At 61.0% G+C, this 22756-nt stretch carries 21 protein-coding genes and 2 pseudogenes; 13 read left to right on the plus strand and 10 right to left on the minus strand.

The window, feature by feature from the left end:
• Nucleotides 1-25: 25 nt before the first annotated feature.
• Both CK489_RS28295 and CK489_RS28300 read right to left on the minus strand, forming a co-directional pair.
• A complete protein-coding gene (locus tag CK489_RS28295) occupies nucleotides 26-295 on the minus strand; it encodes a hypothetical protein (protein ID WP_095734555.1) in 270 nt (89 codons plus the stop codon).
• Nucleotides 295-1305: a chemotaxis protein CheB gene (locus CK489_RS28300; RefSeq protein ID WP_095734556.1), complete on the minus strand. Its 1011-nt coding sequence runs from the start codon at nucleotides 1303-1305 to the stop codon at nucleotides 295-297. Before CK489_RS28300 ends, CK489_RS28295 begins: the two co-directional genes overlap by 1 nt.
• Before the next feature lie 48 nt (nucleotides 1306-1353).
• Here CK489_RS28300 and CK489_RS28305 point away from each other — a divergent pair, with 48 nt between their 5' ends.
• Together CK489_RS28305 and CK489_RS28310 are read left to right on the plus strand one after the other, a co-directional pair.
• Entirely contained in the window at nucleotides 1354-1800 is a 447-nt protein-coding gene (locus CK489_RS28305; RefSeq protein ID WP_349626952.1) for a response regulator, read from the plus strand.
• Nucleotides 1801-1973: 173 nt separating this feature from the next.
• Entirely contained in the window at nucleotides 1974-2264 is a 291-nt protein-coding gene (locus CK489_RS28310) for a hypothetical protein (RefSeq protein ID WP_095734558.1), read from the plus strand.
• Nucleotides 2265-3662: 1398 nt separating this feature from the next.
• Here CK489_RS28310 and CK489_RS28320 read toward each other — a convergent pair.
• Nucleotides 3663-5972 carry an FdhF/YdeP family oxidoreductase gene (locus CK489_RS28320; protein ID WP_095734560.1) on the minus strand — a complete coding sequence of 770 codons (2310 nt, stop codon included), beginning with the start codon at nucleotides 5970-5972 and terminating at the stop codon, nucleotides 3663-3665.
• A gap of 266 nt (nucleotides 5973-6238) precedes the next feature.
• Between CK489_RS28320 and CK489_RS28325 the strand changes: the two genes are divergently transcribed.
• Both CK489_RS28325 and CK489_RS28330 read left to right on the plus strand, forming a co-directional pair.
• Nucleotides 6239-7036 carry a Crp/Fnr family transcriptional regulator gene (locus CK489_RS28325; protein ID WP_095734561.1) on the plus strand — a complete coding sequence of 266 codons (798 nt, stop codon included), beginning with the start codon at nucleotides 6239-6241 and terminating at the stop codon, nucleotides 7034-7036.
• Nucleotides 7037-7174: 138 nt separating this feature from the next.
• Nucleotides 7175-8065: an SDR family oxidoreductase gene (locus CK489_RS28330; RefSeq protein ID WP_095734686.1), complete on the plus strand. Its 891-nt coding sequence runs from the start codon at nucleotides 7175-7177 to the stop codon at nucleotides 8063-8065.
• Between the two features lie 23 nt (nucleotides 8066-8088).
• Here the strand turns inward: CK489_RS28330 and CK489_RS28335 are convergent, their stop codons facing one another.
• Together CK489_RS28335 and CK489_RS28340 are read right to left on the minus strand one after the other, a co-directional pair.
• Nucleotides 8089-9165, minus strand: coding sequence for a flavodoxin family protein (locus CK489_RS28335; protein WP_095734562.1), 1077 nt, complete (start codon nucleotides 9163-9165; stop codon nucleotides 8089-8091).
• An 85-nt stretch (nucleotides 9166-9250) separates the two neighbouring features.
• Nucleotides 9251-9598 (minus strand): response regulator, encoded by a 348-nt coding sequence (locus CK489_RS28340; RefSeq protein ID WP_095734563.1) that lies wholly within the window; start codon nucleotides 9596-9598, stop codon nucleotides 9251-9253.
• Nucleotides 9599-10058: 460 nt separating this feature from the next.
• On the opposite strand from CK489_RS28340, the gene CK489_RS41890 reads away from it, so the two are divergent.
• The 3 genes from CK489_RS41890 (at nucleotide 10059) to CK489_RS41015 (ending at nucleotide 11368) form a co-directional block, all read left to right on the plus strand.
• Nucleotides 10059-10205, plus strand: coding sequence for a hypothetical protein (locus tag CK489_RS41890; RefSeq protein ID WP_198961040.1), 147 nt, complete (start codon nucleotides 10059-10061; stop codon nucleotides 10203-10205).
• Nucleotides 10206-10540: 335 nt separating this feature from the next.
• Complete coding sequence (locus CK489_RS28345; protein WP_095734687.1) at nucleotides 10541-10798, plus strand: hypothetical protein; 258 nt, start codon at nucleotides 10541-10543, stop codon at nucleotides 10796-10798.
• 138 nt (nucleotides 10799-10936) lie between these two features.
• The gene (locus CK489_RS41015) at nucleotides 10937-11368 is read left to right on the plus strand and encodes a hypothetical protein (protein ID WP_143278243.1); all 432 of its coding nucleotides are present in this window, start codon (nucleotides 10937-10939) and stop codon (nucleotides 11366-11368) included.
• 136 nt (nucleotides 11369-11504) lie between these two features.
• Here the strand turns inward: CK489_RS41015 and CK489_RS28350 are convergent.
• Nucleotides 11505-11720 (minus strand): annotated as a pseudogene (locus tag CK489_RS28350) (response regulator transcription factor); the annotation flags it as partial.
• Between the two features lie 324 nt (nucleotides 11721-12044).
• Between CK489_RS28350 and CK489_RS28355 the strand changes: the two are divergent.
• Nucleotides 12045-12434 carry a PRC-barrel domain-containing protein gene (locus CK489_RS28355; RefSeq protein ID WP_095734688.1) on the plus strand — a complete coding sequence of 130 codons (390 nt, stop codon included), beginning with the start codon at nucleotides 12045-12047 and terminating at the stop codon, nucleotides 12432-12434.
• 312 nt (nucleotides 12435-12746) lie between these two features.
• On the opposite strand, the gene CK489_RS28360 is transcribed toward CK489_RS28355, so the two are convergent.
• The 3 genes and pseudogenes from CK489_RS28360 to CK489_RS28375 all read right to left on the minus strand — a co-directional run bounded on the left by CK489_RS28360 (nucleotide 12747) and on the right by CK489_RS28375 (nucleotide 16966).
• Nucleotides 12747-12926, minus strand: coding sequence for a DUF3606 domain-containing protein (locus CK489_RS28360; RefSeq protein WP_095734689.1), 180 nt, complete (start codon nucleotides 12924-12926; stop codon nucleotides 12747-12749).
• A gap of 202 nt (nucleotides 12927-13128) precedes the next feature.
• Nucleotides 13129-13550, minus strand: a pseudogene (locus CK489_RS42370) (trehalose synthase); the annotation flags it as partial.
• A gap of 884 nt (nucleotides 13551-14434) precedes the next feature.
• Nucleotides 14435-16966 carry an excinuclease ABC subunit UvrA gene (locus CK489_RS28375; RefSeq protein ID WP_245350516.1) on the minus strand — a complete coding sequence of 844 codons (2532 nt, stop codon included), beginning with the start codon at nucleotides 16964-16966 and terminating at the stop codon, nucleotides 14435-14437.
• A gap of 115 nt (nucleotides 16967-17081) precedes the next feature.
• Here CK489_RS28375 and CK489_RS28380 point away from each other — a divergent pair, with 115 nt between their 5' ends.
• The 5 genes from CK489_RS28380 (at nucleotide 17082) to CK489_RS42375 (ending at nucleotide 22196) form a co-directional block, all read left to right on the plus strand.
• Nucleotides 17082-19289: an exonuclease domain-containing protein gene (locus tag CK489_RS28380; RefSeq protein ID WP_349626954.1), complete on the plus strand. Its 2208-nt coding sequence runs from the start codon at nucleotides 17082-17084 to the stop codon at nucleotides 19287-19289.
• A gap of 65 nt (nucleotides 19290-19354) precedes the next feature.
• Nucleotides 19355-20455 (plus strand): DNA polymerase IV, encoded by a 1101-nt coding sequence (dinB, locus tag CK489_RS28385; protein WP_095734565.1) that lies wholly within the window; start codon nucleotides 19355-19357, stop codon nucleotides 20453-20455.
• 241 nt (nucleotides 20456-20696) lie between these two features.
• Nucleotides 20697-20825 carry a hypothetical protein gene (locus CK489_RS42675; RefSeq protein WP_283807311.1) on the plus strand — a complete coding sequence of 43 codons (129 nt, stop codon included), beginning with the start codon at nucleotides 20697-20699 and terminating at the stop codon, nucleotides 20823-20825.
• A 37-nt stretch (nucleotides 20826-20862) separates the two neighbouring features.
• Complete coding sequence (gene budC, locus CK489_RS28390) at nucleotides 20863-21627, plus strand: meso-2,3-butanediol dehydrogenase (protein WP_095734566.1); 765 nt, start codon at nucleotides 20863-20865, stop codon at nucleotides 21625-21627.
• 200 nt (nucleotides 21628-21827) lie between these two features.
• Entirely contained in the window at nucleotides 21828-22196 is a 369-nt protein-coding gene (locus CK489_RS42375) for an MOSC domain-containing protein (protein WP_245350517.1), read from the plus strand.
• Here the strand turns inward: CK489_RS42375 and CK489_RS28400 are convergent.
• A complete protein-coding gene (locus tag CK489_RS28400; protein WP_095734567.1) occupies nucleotides 22193-22663 on the minus strand; it encodes a metallophosphoesterase family protein in 471 nt (156 codons plus the stop codon). The genes CK489_RS42375 and CK489_RS28400 overlap by 4 nt on opposite strands.
• Between the last annotated feature and the right edge of the window lie 93 nt (nucleotides 22664-22756).

The raw sequence follows: 22756 nt of genomic DNA on the forward strand, positions 1-22756 counted from the left end.
GTGTCACCGATGCTTCGCCCAAGCGCTAGTGAGATGCCATTCGCTCCTCAAGATACGCGACCCGCTGCACGATCAGGGTTCGATGCCGCTCCCATTCGATCAAGGTCTGCTTGAGCAGGCCGACCAGGCGCTCGGCCTGCTCGGTGTCGTGGCCGGCTCGTTGCAGCCAATCCAGCAGCTCCTGTTGGCCGCGAAGGCGCTTCCAGCCCTCCTCGATATCGATATCCGCCTTTGCCAGAATCGCTCGCTCGGACCGCAACGGTTCGGCCCAGTTCGCATAATCAGCGCTGGCCATCACGGTTCCTTCCCCGCCCCTCGCTTGGGGTCAAGGGATTGTAGCACGACTTGCCGGATCATATCGGCATATTCGCGATACTCGGCGGCGCGTGCATCGTACATTCGTGCGACAGCCGGACGCCCGCTGTGGCGGCCGTCCTCGGCCATCCGATGCACCAGCTCGGCGCGTTCCTCGATGATACGAAGCGCGACCCGAAGCGCTTCGTCGACCCGGCCCTCCTGTTCCTTGGCGAGCGCGTCAGCCGTATAGGCGTGACCGACCTGACAGCGGAATCGCAGGGGATGCCCCATCTTGAGTACGGAAAGGACACCGCCGCATCCCGGACAGGTGAGCGGTGCCGGCTGGGCGATGTCGACCAGGGTATCGCTGCCGATGCGCTCTCCGGCAGCAATCTTGACCTCCAGCACGATCTCGGGCGGGATCGGCAAAATTGCTCCGGCGCGCTCCCGAACCAGTTCTGAGAGCACATCGCCAAGCCGCGCTCCCGGGACGCAGAGATCGACCGTGGTCGCTTCCAAAGCCCGAAGCGGCATCTCGTCGGACATGGCGTCGTTGGGTTCCTGAACCAGTGCGATGCCCCCACAACGCTTGATCGCGTTGAGGCCGGCCGCGCCGTCGGACAACAGGCCGCTCAGCACCACGCCGATCACCCTAGGCCCGTAGTGCAGCGCGGCTGAACGGAACAAGGCATCGATCGCCGGCCGCACCAGGTTCTCGCGCGGCCCCCGGCCGAGCATCAGGTGGCCGTCCTGGATCAGGAGGTGATGGTCGGGCGCAGCCAGATAGACATGGCCGTTCTCGATCACCATGCCGCTCTCCGCCTGCCGCACCGGCAGCTTGCCCGCGGCGCTCGCGACCGTCGACAGAATACCGATGCCGTGGGCCGGGATGTGCAAGACGATGAAGACGGCAGCCGGCAGGTCGGGCGGTAGCCGGCCCAAAATGTCCTTCAACGGTGCCGTTGCTCCAGCCGAGCCGCCGATGACGATGATGTCGCGATTGGGCATGGAACTCGCCTTCATCGATCTATTTGCAACAAGGCGGCTTTTGGCCCTATGTTCCAATTTTGCGGTGACGATAGGCCGGGCGCGGCTAGGGTTGATATGTCCGAAGTTTTTGCACGTTTACGCGAAGGTCCGCTCTTGACCGGGCGGCGGGTGCTGGTTGTCGAAGACGAGTTTTTCCTGGCCGATGACATGGGCCACGCGCTGCGGGCGATCGGCGCCGACATCGCCGGGCCGGCCGGCGACATCGATGATGCCATGCGCATCCTGCACGATGGCGGCGTGATCGACGGTGCGGTGCTTGACGTGAATATCCGCAAGCAGATGGTCTATCCCGTGGCGCGCGAGCTGCTGGCACGCGGTGTGCCAGTCGTGTTCACTTCGGGATACGACAAGGTCGTGATCAGCGGCGAGTTCGCGGACATCCCGTTGTGGGAGAAGCCGCTCGACCATCGCGCCTTGGTGCGAAGCCTCGCCGGCATGATCTTGCGTGCTTGAGCGCGTTGCGAGTAGCGCAAGCGCCCAGCTGCCTGTCGTTCCGCCGGGAATGTTATCCGGTATTTTCCGTGGGTGAACGGAGTTCCCAAAGCGCGTTAGCCGCTACCATCGATTGCCTAGACGTGGCGACTTCCTGCTGCCTATTATTCTCCGAAAACAAGGGAGGGACACCTATGCAAGACATGGCGGCCAGGTTGGAAAAGCTCCGCAAGGATGCTGCGGAATGCGCACTCATCCGAGACTCGGCAACTGATCCAGCAAAGCGCGAGTTGTTCACGAAACTGGCGGAGCAATACAAGGTGCTCGCAGATGCCGTAGAACTCACCATGAGTCACTTCGGCAGCGGCTCAAACAGTTTCCTCGGGCGCAAAATCCAAGAACCGTTTCCCCAAGGAGAAAGCACCTACGGTGATCCGGCCGCCATCATACGCAAGGTGAACGAGACAACGGACAAAGGGCAATAGAGCCCAAACGTAAGACTGGCGTCAGATTCGCGCTCCAGACAGGAGGCGCTGCGGACCACGCCAGCGGTCACTGCGCGAGGAGATCATCGCGTTTGGCTGAGCCAAAGAAACGGCCCCCACGAGCAGGCACAAGCAGACATCAAGGTCGCGTGTCGGATCCTTTCCAAGAAGGACAGGAATGCTGCACGTTTCAAATCTCGAAATGCGCGCGGTTGACCGGTGCTGCCAATAGACGTGTCCTGGTTGGAACTAGGACGCGCATTTACATATGCAAATGCCCATCGGGTGACCGGTGGGGTTAGCTGGTGTGGGGGTGTCCAGATCTTTCCCTTACCCCACGGGCGCTCCTAGGCCTCAGCCCCTTACCGGGGGCTGGGGCCGTCCTCTATCAAGCAGGCTCCCAGCCTACTGGGGCTGCCCCGAATGAACTGCCATTCCTTCTGGAGCATTTCGGTTTGGTGCGCCAGCATGCGCCACTGGGCAGCGGCCCCTTGGACAATAGCGCGATCTGGCGGAATTAGCCCGTTGGCTATCTCGTCACACCTAGCAGCCATCGCTCGCATATCGCCCGGCATCATGACGTGTATTAGAGGGCCCACGGATCGGATTCGCATTTGCATGGTTTAAGTTGCAGCTTGACTACAGTAGGCTCGTTGTCGGTGGCTCGGGATGCAACTGACGCTTCCGAATTTCGTAATGCTCGATGAGCCGCTTGATGCCGTCGAGGGTCTGTTGATCCGTGATCTGCCTAGCAAGCGCGCGGTAGTGATCGCTGACCTCGTCTAGCTCAATGCATCTGTCGCACAAGGCGTGCTCTCCGGCTTTTTAGGCGGGAGCACAATGAGTCTCTCAGCCAACGGCGCCCAGGAACAAACGCCTCAGCCGATGGTGCGAAGCTAATACCTGAATCTTGGAATTCGTTCCGCTTAGAACATTCTACATCGCGAAGACGATGATCGGGATCCGCACGGCGGGCGCCCAAATGTTATCCGATACAAGCCGCCGGCTCAGCCGGCATCCTTGTCCGCGCGGCTCCGCCACGAAGCAGAAGCGCTTGGCGCGTCGCCGGAGATAGGTTCGGCTTGCCGAGAGCCGCCGCCCAGGAACGTTCCCGGCTGGCATTCCCTGAGGATTTCCCGCGAACGGGCGATGGTCGCTCGGGCTTGATAGGCGAGGGCCGCATCGTGCGTGGACACGGCGAGACACCTGCGGATCGTGGGGTTGTGGTCAAATCGCATCATCTTGCGCTCCCTAGGCTTGCAGGCGGGAGCGCGGCGGTCTCTCAGCCACCGACGCCTACGGACAGAGCCTTGGCCGGTGATAGAGAGTAACGACGGAACCAGCGTCATGGTTGCGCGGCGCCCTAAATAAAGCAAGCGTACGCCCGTTCACGCGATCTCAGGCAGTAGGCGCATCGGCCTTTACGCGCACCGGTATCGATTTCGCCGCCGGCGTCTTCGCCTTCTTCTCGTGATGCCACAGCGGCAGCAGCGGATTGCACTCGGGATAGTAGCCGGCGATGCACCCCGGAGGAATGTCATAGGCCACGACGCGGAACCCGCCAACTTCACGCGTCACACCGTCGCTGGCCGCGGTTGCCAACGTCACCATCGCGCCTTCCTTCAGCCCAAAGCGATCGATGTCCCTCGGGTGCATCAGCACCACATAGCGCGAACCATAGATGCCACGGAATCGATCATCATAGCTGTAGATCGTCGTGTTGAATTGGCCATTGCTGCGCAACGTGATCAGTTGCACCACGTCGGGATCGCGCGTTTCCGTCTTGGGGTCGCTGGCAAGCGATGCCGGCACGATGAAGTTGGCTTTCCCCGTCTTCGTCTTCCATTGCCGTTCACGCGCTGGGAGCGGCCGGTGAAAACCACCGGGCTGCCAGAGCCGCGCGTTGAAGTCGTGGAAGATATCGGGATAGGTCGCCGCGATCGCATCACGGATCCGACCGTAATCGGCCACCCAATGGTCCCAGGGAATAATCGAGCGTCCTGGCGCCGCTGCCTTCGCTAGTCCGGCGATGATCCTTGGCTCGGATAGCAAATGCGGGCTGGCCGGTGCCACCTGCCCTCGGGAGCCGTGCATGCAGCCGGTCGAGTCCTCCATCGCCGTCGCTTGCCGGCCGCTTGCCTGTTCATCGAACTCGATACGGCCGAGGCACGGCAGGATGAACGACACCTCGCCGTGGACCAGCGCGGAGCGGTTGAGCTTGGTCAGGATGTTGACAGTCAGGCGCAGCTTGCGCCATGCCGGCTCGACCAGCCGATGCTCCGGAACGGCGCGGACCAGATTGCCGCCAAGCAGCACCATCGCCCGCACCGAGCCATCGATCACCTTCGCGCAAGCCTCGACCGTCGTCAGGCCCTTGTTTGCAGGAACCTCGATGCCGAACTGCTGCTTGATCTTGTCGGCCGGCACCATCCAGGGCTTCTCGGTGATGCCTACAGTCCGCTGCCCCTGCACGTTGGAGTGGCCGCGCACGGGACAGATGCCGGCGCCGGGCTTGCCGATATTGCCCCGCATCAATGCCAGGTTGATGAGGGTCTGCACTGTCTCGACGCCCTGCTCGTGCTGGGTGAGGCCCATGCCATAGATGAACATCACCGCGTTGGCCTGCGCGTAGGCCCCGGCGGCCGCTTCGAGCGCATCACGCTGCAGACCGCATCGCTTTTCGATTTCAGACCATTCGCAAAGATTTATGGCTTCTGCGAATTCGTCCCAGCCGTGAGTGTGCTCGTTGACGAAGGCCCAATCGATCACGGGGTTTGTCGCGTCGGTGCGATCTTCCCGCGCCAGCAATGCCTTCGCGATGCCCATGATGGCGGCAGTATCGCCGCCGCTCCTGACCTGATGATATTGCGAGCTGATGCGCGTTGGCTTGTCAGTGAGCATTTCTCCGGGTGCCTGTGGGTTCACGAACTCCTCCAGCCCGCGCTCCCGCAGTGGGTTGAAAGTGATGATCGGCACGCCGCGCCGGGCGGCATCCTGAAGCTGATGCAGCATGCGCGGGCTCGACGTACCGACGTTCTGCCCGAAGAAGAAGATGCAATCGGTCTTGTAGAAATCGTCCAGGGTGCAAGTACCGACCGGTACGCCGATGCTTTCCGGTAGCGCGACCGAACTCGTCTCGTGACACATGTTGGAGCTGTCGGGTAGATTGTTGGTGCCGTAGGCGCGCGCGAACAGGCCATACATGAACGACGCCTCGAGCGAGGCGCGGCCCGAGGTGTAGAACACGGCACTATCCGGGTGCAGCGCCTGCAGCTCCCGCCCGATCTCGGCAAAGGCCTCTTCCCAGCTGACCGGCAGGTATTTGTCGGTCCTCGCGTCCCAGCGCATCGGATGGGTCAGCCGGCCGGCGGCTTCGAGGTGATGGTCATCCCAGCTTTCGAGCTCGGTCACGGTCCTTGCCGCAAAGAATTCCGGTGTGACCCGCTTATGCGTGATCTCCCACGTCGTCGCCTTGGCGCCGTTCTCGCAGAACTCGAACACGCGAGGATCGGCTGGCTTGGCCCAGGCGCAGCTCACGCACATGAAGCCGCCGGTCTTATTCTGATTGAGCAGGACGCGACTGCCTTTGATCGGAACATGCTCGCGCGTCAGGCTCCTCGCCAGCGATCGCACCGATCCCCAGCCGCCCGAAGGCCCCTCATAGGGCTCGACCTCGAGATCACCGCTCAATCTGCGCTTGTTGGCCATGATTGTCCTCCCGGTCCGAAGCCGGCGGCAACGAGCGCATCTTGGAGCGGACATTCGTTGGGGCCGATTTTGACTGGTCAATCAAGGCACGCAAACGGTGATCGTTCCTACGCCAATGATCGCGTCGGCAGCAGTTCCGCCCGCAACCACCTCGTCGGGGATCAGTCGCATCGTTGGCGTCCGGCCTGCCCGACGTGTCATAGGTTAATGACATAAGCTGCCTGCCGTCACTACCGTGGCGCGCTGGGCCAATCGCGGGCGGCGCCATGCAAGCAGAATTCGCTTTCTCGAAATTTGCCGGTCGCCTGGCAAATCTGGTCGAATTATCGTCCGACGATCTTGATCTGCTGGCGAGGTTGCCGCGCAGCATCGATCACTACAACTCTCGCCATCACATCCTGCAGCGCGGCGAAGCTTCAACGCATTGTCATCTGCTGCTGCAGGGCTATCTTTGCTGGCTCGACTCTGAAAGCCGCGACGGCAAGATCATCTCGATCCATGTCCCCGGCGATGTGCCGGATCTGCATACGATCCACGATGCCTACCTCGACTACAATCTTGCCTCGATCGGACCGGCCATCGTGGCATCGATTCCTCATGACGTCCTCCGGGATTTGTGCGGCCGGTCGTCGGCGCTTGCGCGTGCGCTGCTACTCATGATCCTGGCCGACGTTGCCGGCTCGCGGAACTGGATCGTAAATTTGAGCAGTCGGGATGTGCTGCAACGCGTCGCTCATCTGCTATGCGAGATCGCGACGCGGCTCCAAGCCGTCGGATCTGCAATGGACTTTCGAATTCCCTCCCCGTTCACGCAATCCGACTTTGCCGCGGCATGCGGGATATCGCCGATTCATGCCAACCGCACCGTCCAAGAGCTAGATCGCAGCAACATCCTGCAATGGCATGCAGGGACGATCACGATCATCGACTGGAACGGGCTGGTCCGTCTGGCCGGGTTCAATCCGGCTTACCTGCGATTGCCGGAGCTCGAGACTCTCGCGCCCGCCGGGACGACCATGATGCATGCGTTTGACGAGGCCTCTTTCGAGGCGCGCCTGCGCTGAGGATGATCGAACGGCTTCCCCATGCCGATGTCGCTGCAGCGGGACAGCAACGAATCTCGCCGCTGCATGTTGTCCAGCCTAACGGAAGACCTGCGATGTGAGAATCGTCTCCATCAAAATATCAAGGGAAGCGAGCAGATGAAGCAGGGAAACTTGACCGACCCGACCAGTCTCCATCCGAAACCGCCGTTCCAGAAGCAGTCGCAACCATGGCCGGGTCTTGCGGGCAAGATGGACCCCCGTCCCGATCATGGCGAAACCAGCTACAAGGGATCGGGCCGGTTGTCGGGCCGCAAGGCGCTGATCACCGGCGGTGATTCCGGCATGGGCCGCGCGGCGGCAATCGCCTTTGCCCGCGAGGGCGCCGACGTGGCGATCAACTACTTCCCAACCGAAGAGCCCGACGCGCAGGACGTGATCGCACTGATCAAGGCGGCCGGCCGCCGCGGGCTCGCGATGCCCGGCGACATCAGGAGCGAGGCATTCTGCCGGGAGCTGGTTGCGCGCGCCGTGGATGGCCTGGGCGGTCTCGACATTGTCGTCTGCAACGCAGCTCGCCAGCAATCGCGGGAGTCCATCCTCGACGTCTCGTCCGATGATTTCGATGCGACGATGAAGACCAACGTCTACGCGCCATTCTGGATCATCAAGGCGGCGTTGCCGCATCTCAAGCCTGGCGCATGCATCATCGGGACGACCTCGGAGCAGGCCTACGATCCCTCACCCGAGCTTTATGACTATGCCCAGACGAAGGCGGCGACCATGAACTACGTCAAGTCATTGGCCAAGCAGCTCGGCCCGAAGGGAATCCGGGTGAATGGCGTCGCGCCCGGACCGATCTGGACCCCGCTGCAAGTCTCCGGCGGCGCGTCGATGGAAAAGCTCGAGAAATTCGGCGGCCAGACCCCGCTCGGCCGTCCGGGCCAGCCCGCCGAGCTCGCCTCGATCTATGTCCAGCTTGCCGCAGGTGACGCCAGTTATGCGACGGGTCAGGTTTATGGATCCGCGGGTGGATCCGGGCAGCCCTGAACCGCCAATGGACGTGCCACCCGTCACTTCGGAGTAGGATCCTCGATGTCACCGCTCGGGTTTTCCAGCTTGCCATCGCGGGCGAATTTCACGGCGTTTCCAAGGGCCCGTGCAGCGTTCTCGACTTTCCGCTGGAACGCCGTATCGTGGTCGAGGGCCTGATGCGAAGTCGCGTACGGCTCCATATAGCCGAGATAGCCGTCCGCTTCCCCAGCGTGGCCACTGGAAACGAGACACATATCGGTCAACCAGTCCGACAGTGACCGCCGGAGAGTTTCGGCGCCAACGCTGTCGCCATGGACCACAATGCCGAAATGACGGCCGGCGAGATGGCGCGGATACGGCCAGCCCTTCAACTCCAGCGCCTTGGCTTCCTCCACCCGCTTGCCGTGAGTCGACGACGGATCGGGATTTCCGCCGTCGGCGCAGACGAGCCGGTCGATCATCGCCTTCAGTCCCGCAGGGGCATGGTACCAATTCACCGGCGTGACGATGAGAATTCCGTGTGCAGCGACCCAAAGCGGATAGATCTCGTTCATCCAGTCGTCGGTTTGCCCGAGCGAATAATTCGGGTAGCAGCTACACGGCCAGTGGCAGAGCGGCATCGCCGTCGCTACGCACGATTTGCAGGGATGGATTTGTTTGCCGAATTCGGAGGTCAGTCGCGACAGATCCAGGATATCCACGGCAAAGCCCATCTCGAGAAATACGGGCTCGGCCAGTTCGACCAGCCGCCACGTCTTCGACATTTCGCCGGGACAGGTATGCTCGCTGCGTGGCGATCCATTGATGACGAGAATGCGCATCGGGTCGTCAACCGAGTCGTGACGGTGTTGCGCCTCCAGGATCGCCTGCCGAGCTGCCACCCAGTCGTTCGCAATTTTGTAGGATGGGTCGGCAAACCCGGGCCCCGCTTGCCGCGTCGTCGGCGCTTTGCGCGAATGGCTGTAGGCGTCCCAAGCCGCCGCGACGATCGCATCGATCTCCCGATTCAATCGCGCGAATGCGCGGTCCGTGAAACGGCTTCGGTATCGCCGCTCGAATTCGTCGCGCGACAGTTTTACGGAAGGCATGCCCTTCCGGATATCAGGCTGCGTCATGCACCGGACCAGCGAGTTTTAATCCGGCACCAATGCCATTGGGCACGGCTGGTTCCACCTCACCGGGCTCAATCGAGGGGCGGCCCTATGCGGCCAAGCCCATCTGCTTTCGCAGCAGCTCGATCGCCTCCGCACAATCGCGTGGCTTGGTCACCAGGGGAAGGTGCGCGTATTTCTCCGGCAGCGTGCTGGCGTCGTACCCGGTATACAGCGTGACCGGTGTGCCCATCTCGATCAGCGCGTCGATCAACTTGTAGGACGCAGTTCCGTTGACGTTGACATCGATCAGCGCGCCACAGGCTCCAGATACGTGCGGGCGGGCTTCGTCTATTGAAGCGAACGGGCCTACAACGTGATAGCCGGCCTGTCGTGCTCGCGCCGCACAATCGTCAGCAATAAAATACTCGTCCTCGACGATCAGGATGGTACGCATAGCGATACCTCCGCTTGTGATTTTGCGGATGAACGCTTGTTGACCGGTTGGGTTTCCCGGAAGAAGGGGCGCCCCGCCCGCGTTCATGGCAGGGGCTGGCGCCTCGTCAGCTGCCGGCCACCAGCAAGGCAAGGCAAAGCCAGAGCACGACTGTCACTGTGATCGTTGCGGCGAAAAAGTAGCGGTCGATGAAGTCCATCAACGGCACCCTTCGACTGACTGCGGGCGGGGTATAGATCCCGCCAGCTCTGCTTTTCATTTCGGAGCCGGTTCCAGCATTAACATATGAGAGACAAGCGGGCGCACTCGGAGATGCCTGGAGCGCCAATTTCGGGGGGCCGTCACTCGTTGACAAGGATCGCACCGGCCATAGCCGCACGACCATTGCCGGTTTCTCCCGAGCTCAGGAACGAACCGATTTCTGCCACGTTCACCGCTCGAAGCAAGCGGAGTGGCTGAGATGGGCGCTGGCGATCAATTCGCATGTATGTCGATGGTGGCAGCATTCTCGCTCGCGCTACTCATGACATCGAACCTGTTTGCCGAATCGAGAGCGGCAAAGAACCTCGCGATCCCGGCCGCGCAGCAGTTCCGGACCCAGCGTTAGCCGGCACAAACCTTAGCCGTTCGACTTGGCCGTTCGTGTACTGTTTGAGGAGATGCGGCCCAGTCGTTTCATCGACTTCCCAGTACAACGGCTGGCTCGCGGCCAAGACCCGCTAGCGCACAACGAAGATCCAGACAAACGGTAACTCCGGCGCAGCCGAGGAACCGCGCCGGAGCTCTTGGGGAAGTTGATTGTGTGCCGAAACACGGATCATCAACCGCGGCAGCGGCGGCCAGTTCCTATGCATCGTGCATATTTTTCCCGAAGAAGAGGAACGGCCCCGAAACCGATGTGTTGGCGGACGGGCAATGGTTTTCGACGTGAGGAGACATGACATGAGACTGCTTGGCAAAACAGCTGTTGGCGCCATCGTTGGCGCAGGCTTCCTGGCTGCATCCGCGATGAGCGCGTCGGCTGCGATCGTGTGCTCTGCGGAGGTGTGCTGGCACACCCACCAGGCATACGATTATCCGCGGGACTCGGGCGTCATTGTGCACGAGGACAATTGGCACTGGGGGCCGCACGAGCGGTTCACCTTCCGCGAACACGAGGGTCGCGGCTATTGGCGCGGCGACAGGTGGACCACCTGGTAGTTCGCCGCCCCGGCAACACGAAGAGGCCGCCGATCGGCGGCCTCTTTCTTTGGTAAGCGAACGTCAGGAACGATTGCCGTTTTTTCCCGTTGTCGGGCGCCGTCGCCGATATGCGGTGCGGTGTACTGGTGAAGATAGATGCCTTTGCTTCGATACATTTTGTTTACAAGCGCGACACTGCTTGGCCTGCTGTTTCTCGCCGACTGGTATTTTCCGGCAACGCCAGTGGCCGCCGCTCGCGATGACATCGACCACACAACGATCCGCATTCACTCGCGCCACAAATGGCCGGAGGCGGTACGTATGGACACGAGCATGCCGCTCGTCACCGCTTCACCTACCCCCTCGGCTCCCGTCACGGCCGAAGCTCCGGCGCAGCAGCCCGCAGCTGTCGCGCAAGCAGAGGCGCCTCGGCCATTTTCGTCGAAAACGGCCGAGCAGGCCTCTCGGCATGCAAAGCCGACCCGGCGCGCGCAGCGCGAGAGAAGCCGGCGCTTTGCAGAGCGCCGCCAGCGCTTCGCGAGCTACCGTGACCCCGAATGGCAAAGCTGGTCATTCCCAAGTTGGTGAGCCGTCGGGAAATTACCATGAAGATTGCCGGAACAGTGCATTCGTCGCTTCCATTGCCCCGACGAATGCAGCCTGGTCTTCCGGCGATGCAGAACTGGCCGCGCCGCCGTGCGCGGCCAGTTCAATTCCGCGCAACTCATCCGAGCTCCATTTCGACGGCGATCAGCACCAGGTCGGAGTGGCTCTTCGCGCCAAGCTTCTGCTTCAGCAGCGAGGTGGTGTTGGCGACGGTCTTGTACGAGATGCCGAGCGCCGATGCGACCTCGACAATCTTGTCGCCACGGCCGAGCAACCGCAGGATTTCCAGCTGCCGCGCCGACATCTGCGAGGCGGGATTGGCCTTGATCGCGGCATGCGCTCGACGGAAATTTGGAATTGTTCCGGAAGCAAGGCCTGACGATCGTGCGTCGCCGGCTTTCGCTCGACCGTCTCACCGCGCGAATGACCGGGACATCATAAAGCTATCACCGGTTGCAACGACGTATCCCGGATCGTCTGCGACTCCTAAGCACGGTCTCGAACCGAGCCGCTCGGTACCCCTTCCCGTGAACGGGCAACGTCCAGGTTAAAGGCGGCCCGCCTGAGAGTCGCCCGATCCCGACTATTGAAGGGCTCATCGAGTAGGAACTTGCTCAAATCAGCAAGGTTACAAGTGCGTCAAATGGAGGAGGATTCGATGAAGGCTCTTATTGTAGGATCTATTGTTGCTGCTGGAATGATCGCCACCGTGCACGCCGCCGAGACGATGTCTGCAGCGCCTGCCGAAAGCTGGACTGTGACGAATTATTACAAGCAGTCTGTCTACGACCCCAAGGAAAGCAAGATCGGCGACATTGACGATGTGCTGGTTGACAAGTCCGGAAAGATCAACGGCCTCGTGATCGGCGTCGGCGGCTTTCTCGGGGCTGGCGAAAAGGACGTCATTGTACCCTTCGCGGCCGTAAAGACCGCCAAGAAGGACAACAAATGGTGGCTTACCCTCAATGAAACGAAAGACGGCCTGAAGTCCGCGCCGGGCTTCAAGTACGACAAGGCAAGCACAACTTGGGTCCCCGACAACAAGTAGTCCCGGATCAAGGGCGGGGTCTCTCCGAGCACCCCGCTCTACCATCCAGTCAGCGGCCCTCCCTATTGCCCCAAGAGAATGCGGATCGCTGCGTCAGGCAGCGTCGTCTAGGTGGTCAGTGATGGGGAACCGGAGCCGCGAGTTTGCTTCGCAGAGTCTACTTCGCGTAATCCTCTACATGATCAGTCGATGAGATTTCTTCGTACTCGCGCGCCTTCTCCAATAGAGCGTCTCGGACCGGTCCTGGCGGAAGAAGCGCAGCTTGTTTTCGAGCTTCCCGTGCGCATTCCAGGGCGACTTCCTGCTCTCTGGTCATGGCTTGGCTTCGAGCTCCTTGCGCACAGCCGCGGCGGAATTTCCAACCTTCTCGACAATCTTCCTAAGTTCGCCCTTCGAGATGCCGAATTCATGAGCCCAGCATTTCAGTTCGTTGGGCGCATGCAGGTTGATCTTTGAACGCTCGAACTGTTCTTTCTGCGTCAGGTTGTCCATGCCCAACAACCCGCACTTGAACGGTACGTTCCTAACCAGGAGCCGCGGCTTCAGCGAGGAGCGTTCCGAAATGAGCGGCGACTTGAGCAACGAAGCCTGCGGCTTTCCCAGCATTGAGCCAATTGCCCACGAGGCTTATGACAGCACCGACGAGGTGCCGCCGCCGGATGCCGCCGTACCGGCCTGCAGACGGGGACCACGCTCATCGCAACGATTCTGCTACTCTGGCCGGATGTCCTACCCTTCTCGGCCTGTTCGTATCGATGTCGCTGCGCTTCAGAAGACAGTCGAGGCCGCCGACGCGATACCGGCGGTAGCCGTAGCCTTCCATCAACAAGGTATGCCGGCCGCGCTTGTCGGCGAGGCTGTGGTTCTCATCGAGCAAGTTGACGAGTAGCTGCTGGCCTCGTCTGGGCCACCGACCGAAAACGATATCTCGCGCAGCCTCTCGTCGAGATTATGCACGAACAGGACCGAATTGCCTCGCCAGTCGTATCGGATGACGAAGATCGCAGGATCGCGCGCTGCGATTATCTCAAACTCGCCCCAACCAATCTCGGGCACTTCTTTGCGCATGCGGATGATGCGTTCCGTCCGGTTGGGCACCGATTGAGTATTGCGACGCGGCTCTCGCTATCTCGCTCAAGTACCTCAGCTCCTGCGAGCCAGGAATATTCCTAGCAAGAATGCAATCGCAATTGATTGAAGCGGAGCTTTCCGGGTCACTTCACTCAAATGATGCAGCCAGCGGTCCTGTTTCTGGAAGACTGTAAACGTATCGTCCTCAGCCTTCCGGCGGATCGCATCTGAGGCACGATCTATTCGCTGTTCAGGTGTAGCACCGCGGGCAAAGGGGCTCTCGTCAGACATGCACGGCTTTCAGGGGCAGTTTGTATAACACGTCCAATAGTCTCTCGGCAGTTCTACTTCGCGGGCTGGCGGGGACAGCACCGAACGACTGGAGAATGGTGATAACCAGGAGGTTGTTCCTACCAGCTGTTAACGATGGGCGGGGATAGAAACTATTTTCTTGGACCGAGATTGTCCGTGCATGCACCAAGCGACCGAAATTCATCTGGTCCGCGTGACAACCGACGATGGATCGGTTCAGATCTGGCTGGCTGCAACTGCATCTGAACAGGCGCTTGACCGGGTGCTGGATGCTATCCCGCAGGGATGGACCGTCGCGCTGGTTAGCAGGAGCCTCGCTCCCGAGCACATAGCTGCATTGGACATGGCTGAGGGAGAAGTCCGTCGGCACATAGTGTCCTAACTGAAACCGCCTTAGGGCCCGGCGGTTACAGATCAACTTACCAGCTCTCAGCCGACAGTTCGCCCCACGTTGTTGGATAGAGTCGGACGCTTTCGACCACGCGACGTCGTGGATGGTTCCCGCGTTTGGAGGCACGCCCAAATTGGCTATGATCGCGCTCCGTAGCGAAACGAAATGTCACAGCGATTGACATAAGTTATGTCTCGCGGGCGTTCCGCAGAAAACAAGCTACTAATCACACGCCCGAAGCAGCCAAATACTTGGCGGTCCGGCTGGCGCCGCAGGATGCGATATCCTTCGGCGCGCCTGAATAGACGATGCGGCCTCCCTCTTCGCCCGCTCCCGGCCCCACATCGATGATCCAGTCGCTCTCGGCAGCGACCGACATGTCGTGCTCTACGACGATGACCGTGTGCCCGGCATCCACAAGACCGTGAAGCTGCTTCTTGAGCTTCTCGACATCGAAGGGATGCAGCCCCGTGGTCGGCTCGTCGAGAACGTACAGCGTACCACCACGCTGCGTCCGCTGCAGCTCGGAGGCGAGCTTGACGCGTTGCGCCTCGCCTCCCGATAGCTCGGTGGCCGACTGACCCAGCCGGATATAGCCGAGCCCGACCTCACGGAGCACGGCCAGTGATCTGCGCAAAGCCTCGTCGCTCTCGAAGAAGACAAACGCCTCATTGACGGTCATCGCGAGCACGTCGGCGATCGATTTTCCCTTGAGCTTGACCTCGAGCGTTTTTGCATTGTAGCGCGCACCCTTGCAGGTCGGGCATGGCGCATAGACGCTCGGAAGAAAGAGCAGCTCGACACAGACGAATCCTTCTCCCTCGCAAGTTTTGCAGCGGCCTTTGGCGACGTTGAACGAGAACCTACCGGCGTCGTACCGGCGAGCCCGGGCCTGCTTCGTGGCCGCAAAGAGCTTGCGGACATGATCGAGAAGGCCGGTATAGGTCGCAAGATTCGACCTCGGCGTGCGACCGATCGGCTTCTGGTCAACCACGACCAGCCGTTTGACCCGATCGAGTCCTTCGGTGATCCTGCCGCCAAGCGTCTCAACGACCGCTTCCAGGACATCGCCTTCCGCGTCGAGCTCCCGATGCTGACCAAGGCTCGTTGCAATGTGATCAACCAAGAACTGGCTGATGAGGCTCGACTTGCCGGAACCCGAAATGCCGGTGACGCAGGTGAAGACGCCGAGCGGAAGATCGACATCGAGCCGGTCCAGGTTATTGCGCGTCACTTCGCGAAGCTTCAACCACCCGACCGGCGCCCGGCATCTCCCGGCCGCAACCGCACTTCCCTCGCGCCCGAATAGATAGCGTCGCGTTTTGGATTCCTGAACGTTCGCCAAGCCTGGTAACGGGCCGCTGTACAATATCCTGCCGCCGCTCTCGCCTGCTGCCGGACCGACGTCTACGATCCAGTCGGCCTGACGTACCACGTCGAGCTCGTGCTCCACGACGAACAAGGAATTGCCCGCGGACTTCAAACGGCCCAGCGCCCTCAGCAACGCCTCCGTATCGGCCGGATGCAGGCCCGCAGACGGTTCGTCCAAAACGTACACGACCCCAAAGAGGTTCGAGTGGACTTGTGTCGCCAGACGAAGCCGTTGCAGTTCCCCGGGCGACAGGGTGGGAGTGCTCCGCTCGAGCGTGAGATAACCGAGACCGAGATCGAGCAAGGCGTCGAGCCGACCTCGCAAGTCCTCGACGATACGTCTCACGACGATCGCCTTTCCAGGGTGGTCTTCTGATGTTCGCGGCGCTTTTCCGTGAGATTTCAGGATAGCATCCAGCCCCTTCAGAGGCAGTCGCGCCAACTCGGAGATATCCATCCCAGCGAACTTGACGGACAAAGCCTCTGGCTTGAGCCGTCGCCCCTTGCAGACTGGGCAGTCCGCGCTCGTCAGAAACTGCGCCACTCGCCGTTTCATCATCGCGCTCTGGGTCGTGGCGTACGTCTGAAGCACGTATCTGCGCGCGCCGGTGAAGGTCCCTTGATAACTGGGCTCTTCCTCCCTCTTGAGCGCGCGACGCGTTTCCGCCGGCGTGTAGCCCGCATAGACCGGCACCGTCGGCTGCTCGTCGGTGAACAGAATCCAGTCCCGCTGCTTTTTCGGCAGTTCGCGCCACGGCTTGTCGACATCGTAGCCAAGGGTCACAAGGATGTCCCTGAGGTTCTGGCCCTGCCAGGCGGTCGGCCACGCGGCGATAGCGCGTTCACGGATGGTGAGACTATCGTCGGGCACCAACGATCGCTCGCTCACGTCATGGATGCGGCCGATGCCCTGACACCGAGGACAAGCCCCCTCCGGCGTGTTCGGTGAGAACGACTCCGCATAGAGAAGAGCCTGCCCTCGGGGGTAGTCGCCGGCTCGCGAATAGAGCATCCTCAGGAGGTTCGAGAGCGTGGTGACGCTTCCAACCGAAGAACGGGTCGTCGGAGATCCGCGTTGCTGCTGTAGGGCCACCGCCGGCGGCAATCCCTCGATCGCATCAACTTCCGGCACCGACATCTGGTGGAAAAGGCGTCTGGCATACGGGGAAACCGATTCCAGATATCGCCGCTGAGCTTCTGCATACAGGGTCCCGAAGGCGAGCGAGGACTTACCTGACCCCGAGACGCCCGTGAAGACGACGAATGCACCGCGAGGGATATCGAGCGAGATGTCCTTGAGATTGTGTTCTCGCGCGCCGCGGACGCGGACGAATTCATCGGGCGCTCCCGACATCGGCGGCTTGTTGTTTTCGGCTTTCGCGTCCATCAAACTCCCCAAACCAGAGGGTAGAAGCCCCTCTCCATCGACAGGTTCCTGGACACCATCTCGCGCGCGTCAGATCCTGGGAACCGCCGACAACTATTGACTTCCAGCGGCCCTTTTGGAACAAAAGTCGAACAACCCGACTCTCGATGCCGAAAAGGTCCGCTTGGTCAGTCTCCCCGTACTGCCCGCCTACTATTATCTCGATCACTTCGTCGAGATGCTGGCGTTCGTCTGCAAGACATACGGCTCGATCCTCACCGCGGAGCATCACGCCTTCATCGCGCGCTTCGAAGAACTATCGAGAGATGCTCGATGCCTCTTTATCCGCATGGTCAACCGGCGTGGCGCGATCTTCAACCGGTCTCTGTTCCACTATTCGGAGATAGCGGACGTTGAACTCGCTATCTCCGAGTTGATGGCGGTCGGTCACGCCCGGGCACTCTGCGAAGCCGACTATGCGGCGTTCGTCGCTTGCCTTCCCAAGGATGTCCTGCTGACCGGAGCCCACGCCGCAGGTCGCGGAGACGTCCGCAAGTCGTGGTCGAAGCCGAAATTCATCAATTATTATCTCGAGCAAATTCCTTTCAGCGTCGCGGCGCAGCATTGCGGAGCTCACAAGTTCATCGCACTCGATGGCACGCGCCCAATCGAATTCCTGCTGTATCTCTATTTCGGCAAGACCGAGGTCGATCTGAAGAACTTTGCGCTGCGTGATCTCGGCATTTTGCGCACTAATCAAGAAACATCGTTCAGCGCGCGGTTCACCGACGGTGACGAGGCTGAAGCCTCTTTTCACTACAGCCAAGTTCTCGATCGGCTCGAGGTCAGATCGGACATCATCTATCGGCAAGCCGCCGTTGATATCCTTTCGGGGCCAGCCTGCCCAACCGAATACGCAGCCGATTTGCGCAATCGGGCGATGCATCAGACGGGACTGTTCTTCGAAAAAGCCAACGAAGTCGAACTCGCTGGGCAGCTCTATCGCGCAGGTTCCTCGCCGGACTGCAATGAGCGCCTGGTGCGTTTGCTCTACAACAAGGGTGATCGTCTCGGCGCCGAAGAACTGCTTCAGCGAATGATCGACGATCCGGCAAGCGACGTCGAGCACCTCTTCGCCATGGATTTCTACGCCCGCAAGTTCGGGGGACGGCGCACCGGTGTCTACACCGAACTACTGCGGTCCGGCCGTAACATCACGGTCGACGATACCCACCGCGGTAATCCTGAAGCGGGCGTCGCCGGCGTCCTGCGGCGCGAAGGCGCGAAGGTCTACTTCGCGGAGAACGTGCTGTGGCACACTTTGTTTGGCCTGCTGTTCTGGGACGAGCTCTTCGAGAGCACGCAACTACCCAGCGGTTTCGATTGGGTGCCTCACTGTCTCAAGGACCGCAGCTTCCACCGGATCTTCGCCTCGTCGATCGACGCGAAGTTGGAGGCTATCGGATCCGGGCATGCGTTCCCGGCGATCCTGCGTACCGTCGCGTCACGGTGGGGACGTCCTAACGGGATCTTCGCCTGGGACCACGTGCAGGTCGAAGCGCTGCGAGCGCTTCTCGAGGGTGTCGTTCCAGCCAGCGTTGCCAAGATCGTTCGCGCGATGTGCGAAGATTTCCGCGGCATGAAGGATGGTTTTCCTGACCTGATGGTGACGCGCGCTGGCAAAGCCTCCTTCATGGAGATCAAGGCGGAAGGCGACGTCATCCGGCGCAACCAGCTGACCCGCCTCCGTCAGCTTGGGGCCGCCGGCATCGTCGCGGAAATTGGCCGCGTCGAGTATCGCTTCGACCCGGAGCAGGACTACGTTGTGGTCGATATCGAAACCACGGGCGGCTGGTCGAACGGCGACCGCATCACCGAAATCGGTGCTGTGAAGGTACGGAACCATCGCGTCATTGACGAGTGGCACAGCCTTATCAACCCGCAACGTTCTATTCCGGTGAAGATCGTCCAACTGACGGGCATCACGAACGAGATGGTGCGCGATGCACCTCTGTTCGCTGAAGTGGCCGACAGCTTCACGGAATTTATGGGCGATGGCATCTTCGTCGCCCATAACGTCAACTTCGACTACGGCTTCATCGCCTATGAATTCGAGCGGCTGGAGCGGCGATTTCGGTTTCCCAAGCTATGTACCTGCGCCGGCATGCGCCGTAGCTACCCCGGACACGAGTCTTACGGACTCGGAAAGCTGTGCGCGATCTACGACATCGCGCTAGACAATCATCACCGAGCGCTCTGCGACGCGCGCGCATCCGCGCAGTTGTTGAATCTGATCAACCGGAAGCGGGACAAGGACTTGGCGGGCATTACCGAGGCCGCCTAGCAAGTTTTCCGACGGGCCGGCCAATCCCTGCAGACTTGCGACGTGGGCTCCGCTAGCATCGGCCCATGAGCCTATCCGATTTTGATCAAACGGCAGCTCCGATCACGCGCAAGATCATCCACATCGACATGGATGCCTTCTACGCGTCGGTCGAGCAACGGGACAATCCCGACCTCCGCGGAAAGCCGGTTGCGGTTGGCGGCTCCGCGGAGCGCGGCGTCGTAGCGGCGGCGAGCTACGAAGCGCGGAAGTTCGGCGTCCGATCGGCGATGCCATCGGTGACAGCGAAGCGGCAATGTCCGGACCTGATCTTCGTGAAGCCGCGCTTCGAGGTTTACAAAGCGATCAGCCGGCAGATCCGCGATATCTTCGCCGAGCATACGCCAATCATCGAGCCGCTGTCCCTGGACGAGGCCTATCTCGACGTTACCGAGAACCTGCAGGGCATTCCACTCGCCCGCGACGTCGCGCTGCGGATTCGCCAAAAGATCAAGGCCGCGACCGCGCTGAATGCATCAGCCGGCATCAGCTACAACAAATTCCTGGCAAAACTTGCCTCCGATCATAGGAAGCCGAACGGGCAGTACGTCATCTCACCGGAGATGGGCCCGGCCTTCGTCGAGGCACTGCCGGTCAGCAAGTTCCACGGCATCGGGCCGGCGACAGGCGCAAAATTCAACGGGCTCGGGATCTTCACTGGGCTGGATATCCGCAACCAGACAATGGAATTTCTGCAGCACAATTTCGGCAAGTCGGGCGTCTATTATTACTGGATTTCACGTGGCGTGGATGACCGCCCGGTGCAGGCCAACCGGATCCGGAAGTCTATTGGCGCCGAGAACACCTTCTCCAACGACCTCACCGACTTCGATGCCATGGTCGCGGAACTTCAGCCGCTCGTCGATAAGATCTGGCGCCACTGCCAGGCGACCGGCAGCCGGGGACGAACAGTTACGCTCAAAGTGAAGTTTTTCGATTTCGAGATCATCACGCGCGCCCGCTCCGTCTCTGCTCCGGTGACCAGCCGGGAGGATCTGGAGCGCCTGGCGGCCGGCCTGCTACAGGCGGAGATGCCGCTACCCAAGTCCGTGCGCCTGCTCGGCGTCTCGCTGTCGTCCTTGCAGACCGCAGGCGGCGCCACGCCGCAGCTCAACCTTCCGATCTGATGCAAGAGGCTCAATCTTTCGCGCGCCGCAGCGCGCGTTCGAGTTTCGCCCTTCCTTTTCCCAGCGCTCGTCCTCTGCGAGGTCGTGAGCCTGCGGGCCATCCTGCCCACGATGTGCCGCTTCCCGCAAGTCTGCGCAAGTGCGCCCTTTAGGAACCGGAGCATCGCCGATCCGTTGATCGGCAAAGCGGAGCTTCGCATGGCATTCAATTCGCATCATGCCCCAACGACCGGGGACAAACATGCCTCTACGCCTGTGCCAGGAAGACGGCATCCCGGACAATTCCAGCGAACTGCTCACACGACAAGGCGCGCCGGCATCGTTGACGAATTTCGCCGAAGCCGATGAGCACATCCTGGCTCGCCGCTGAGGGGCGATCCCTATCGGTATTGGGAAGGAAACGCGTAATGGCCCGGTTTGAAGGCAAGGTCGTGATCGTCACCGGCGCGGCGTCAGGCATTGGCGCGGCCACTGCACGCCGCTTTGCGTCTGAGGGTGCGAAGGTTGCGCTGATCGACCGCGATGAGATACGGCTCGCCGAGGTGGCTAAAGAACTTGAGGGCGATCGCACGCTTGCTCACGCGGCGGACGTGTCCGACGCAGAGGCCGTGAGCCAGATGGTTGCGACGGTCGTGAAGCATTTCGGCAGACTGGATGTAATAGTGAACAACGCCGGCGTTCACGAGGGCGGTGAGCCGAAAGACATCACGAACGACCAGTGGCGCAAGGTGATGGCCACCGATGTCGACGGCGTGTTCTTTGGCTGCCGCGCCGCCTTGCCCCATCTCGAGAAAACCAAGGGGTCGATCGTGAACACAGCGTCAGTCTCGGGGACCGGCGGTGATTGGGGCATGAGCCCCTACAATGCAGCGAAAGGCGCAGTCGTCAACTTGACACGAGCCCTGGCGCTAGACCTCGGAAAACGCGGCGTCCGGGTAAATGCCGTATGCCCCACTCTGACGCGCACGGGCATGACAGCGGATATGATGGAGAACAAGGGCATTCTGACAAAGTTCGCTGAGCGCGTCCCGCTCGGTCGGGTCTGCGAGCCCGGGGAGATCGCGTCCGTGATCGCGTTCCTCGCGAGCGACGACGCGAGCTTCGTGACTGGCGTGAACATCGCTGTCGATGGCGGTGTTTCGGCCTCGAACGGACAGCCACCCCAGAATTGAGCACCCTCCAGTCAGCGCAACGAGCGCCCGCTCTGGACGGATCGGTCGTTGCCGTCGCCATTGGCGCGAAACACCGATTCAGCAAGTTGCCTCGGCCGTCCATTGTCCTCACGGCAGGTCATGGGGTTGAAGGCGACGCGCACTATGGGCCATACGTCCGGCACAGGTATCTGGCCCTTCGAAATCCGCGCGCGCCAAATATGCGCCAAGTTCACCTCATTCCGCGCGAACTGCTCGACGCGTTGCGGATCGGAGGTTACGACGTGAGCCCCGGCGATATCGGCGAAAACATCACGACGTCAGGGCTCGATCTCGAAAGTCTGCCGCTTGACACCGAACTCCGGATCGGTGCCACCACAGTCATCCGCCTTACCGGCCTCCGCACACCATGCGTGCTCATCGATCGCTTCCAGGCCGGATTGAAGAATCGGCTGCTAAACGGAATGCCGGGGCCGCCCTTCAGGGCCGGCGTGATGGCCGTCGTCTCAGTAGGCGGCGTGATTGCACCGAAGGATCCGATTAAGGCCATATTGTCCCAGGCCCCGCACCTGCGCTTGCCACCTCTCTAAGGGCCCTCTCCAAGGTCGTGGATTTTCGGGCGCAAGCCTCCGGGCGTGACCTCGAGCGTCGCCAGAGTAATCGGCAACTTGAAGCGGCGTCTACCAGCGCTGCCCGGATTGACGAACAGCACGTTATCCCTCGTCTCTATCTTTGGGACGTGAGAATGACCGGATACGACGACGTCGATCCCGGACGTGACGGGATCGATCCGCAGCGTCTTCAGGTCGTGCAAAACGTAGATCGACCTCCCGGCGAGCTGCACGAGCTCGGTATAGGCGTACTCGTGAGCCCAAGCGCCGATATCCACGTTTCCCTTGACTGCGGTCACGGGTGCGATGCGGCGAAGTTCGTCGATGACGTTGGGCAGCCCGATATCGCCGCCGTGCACGATATGATCGACGCCTGCTAGGCGGCACAACGCTTCGCGCCTCAAGAGGCCATGCGTGTCCGAAATGATGCCAATTCTGTACGCCATATTTGCCGACAACCTGGCCCGTAAATCGGGACCCTGAAGAATTCAAGGCGCAACGCGCGCGGCCGAAAGGAAAATATCGGTGGGGCTGACGAC

The sequence above is a fragment of the Bradyrhizobium sp. UFLA03-84 genome, assembly GCF_002289535.1.
Lineage (GTDB): Bacteria > Pseudomonadota > Alphaproteobacteria > Rhizobiales > Xanthobacteraceae > Bradyrhizobium > Bradyrhizobium viridifuturi.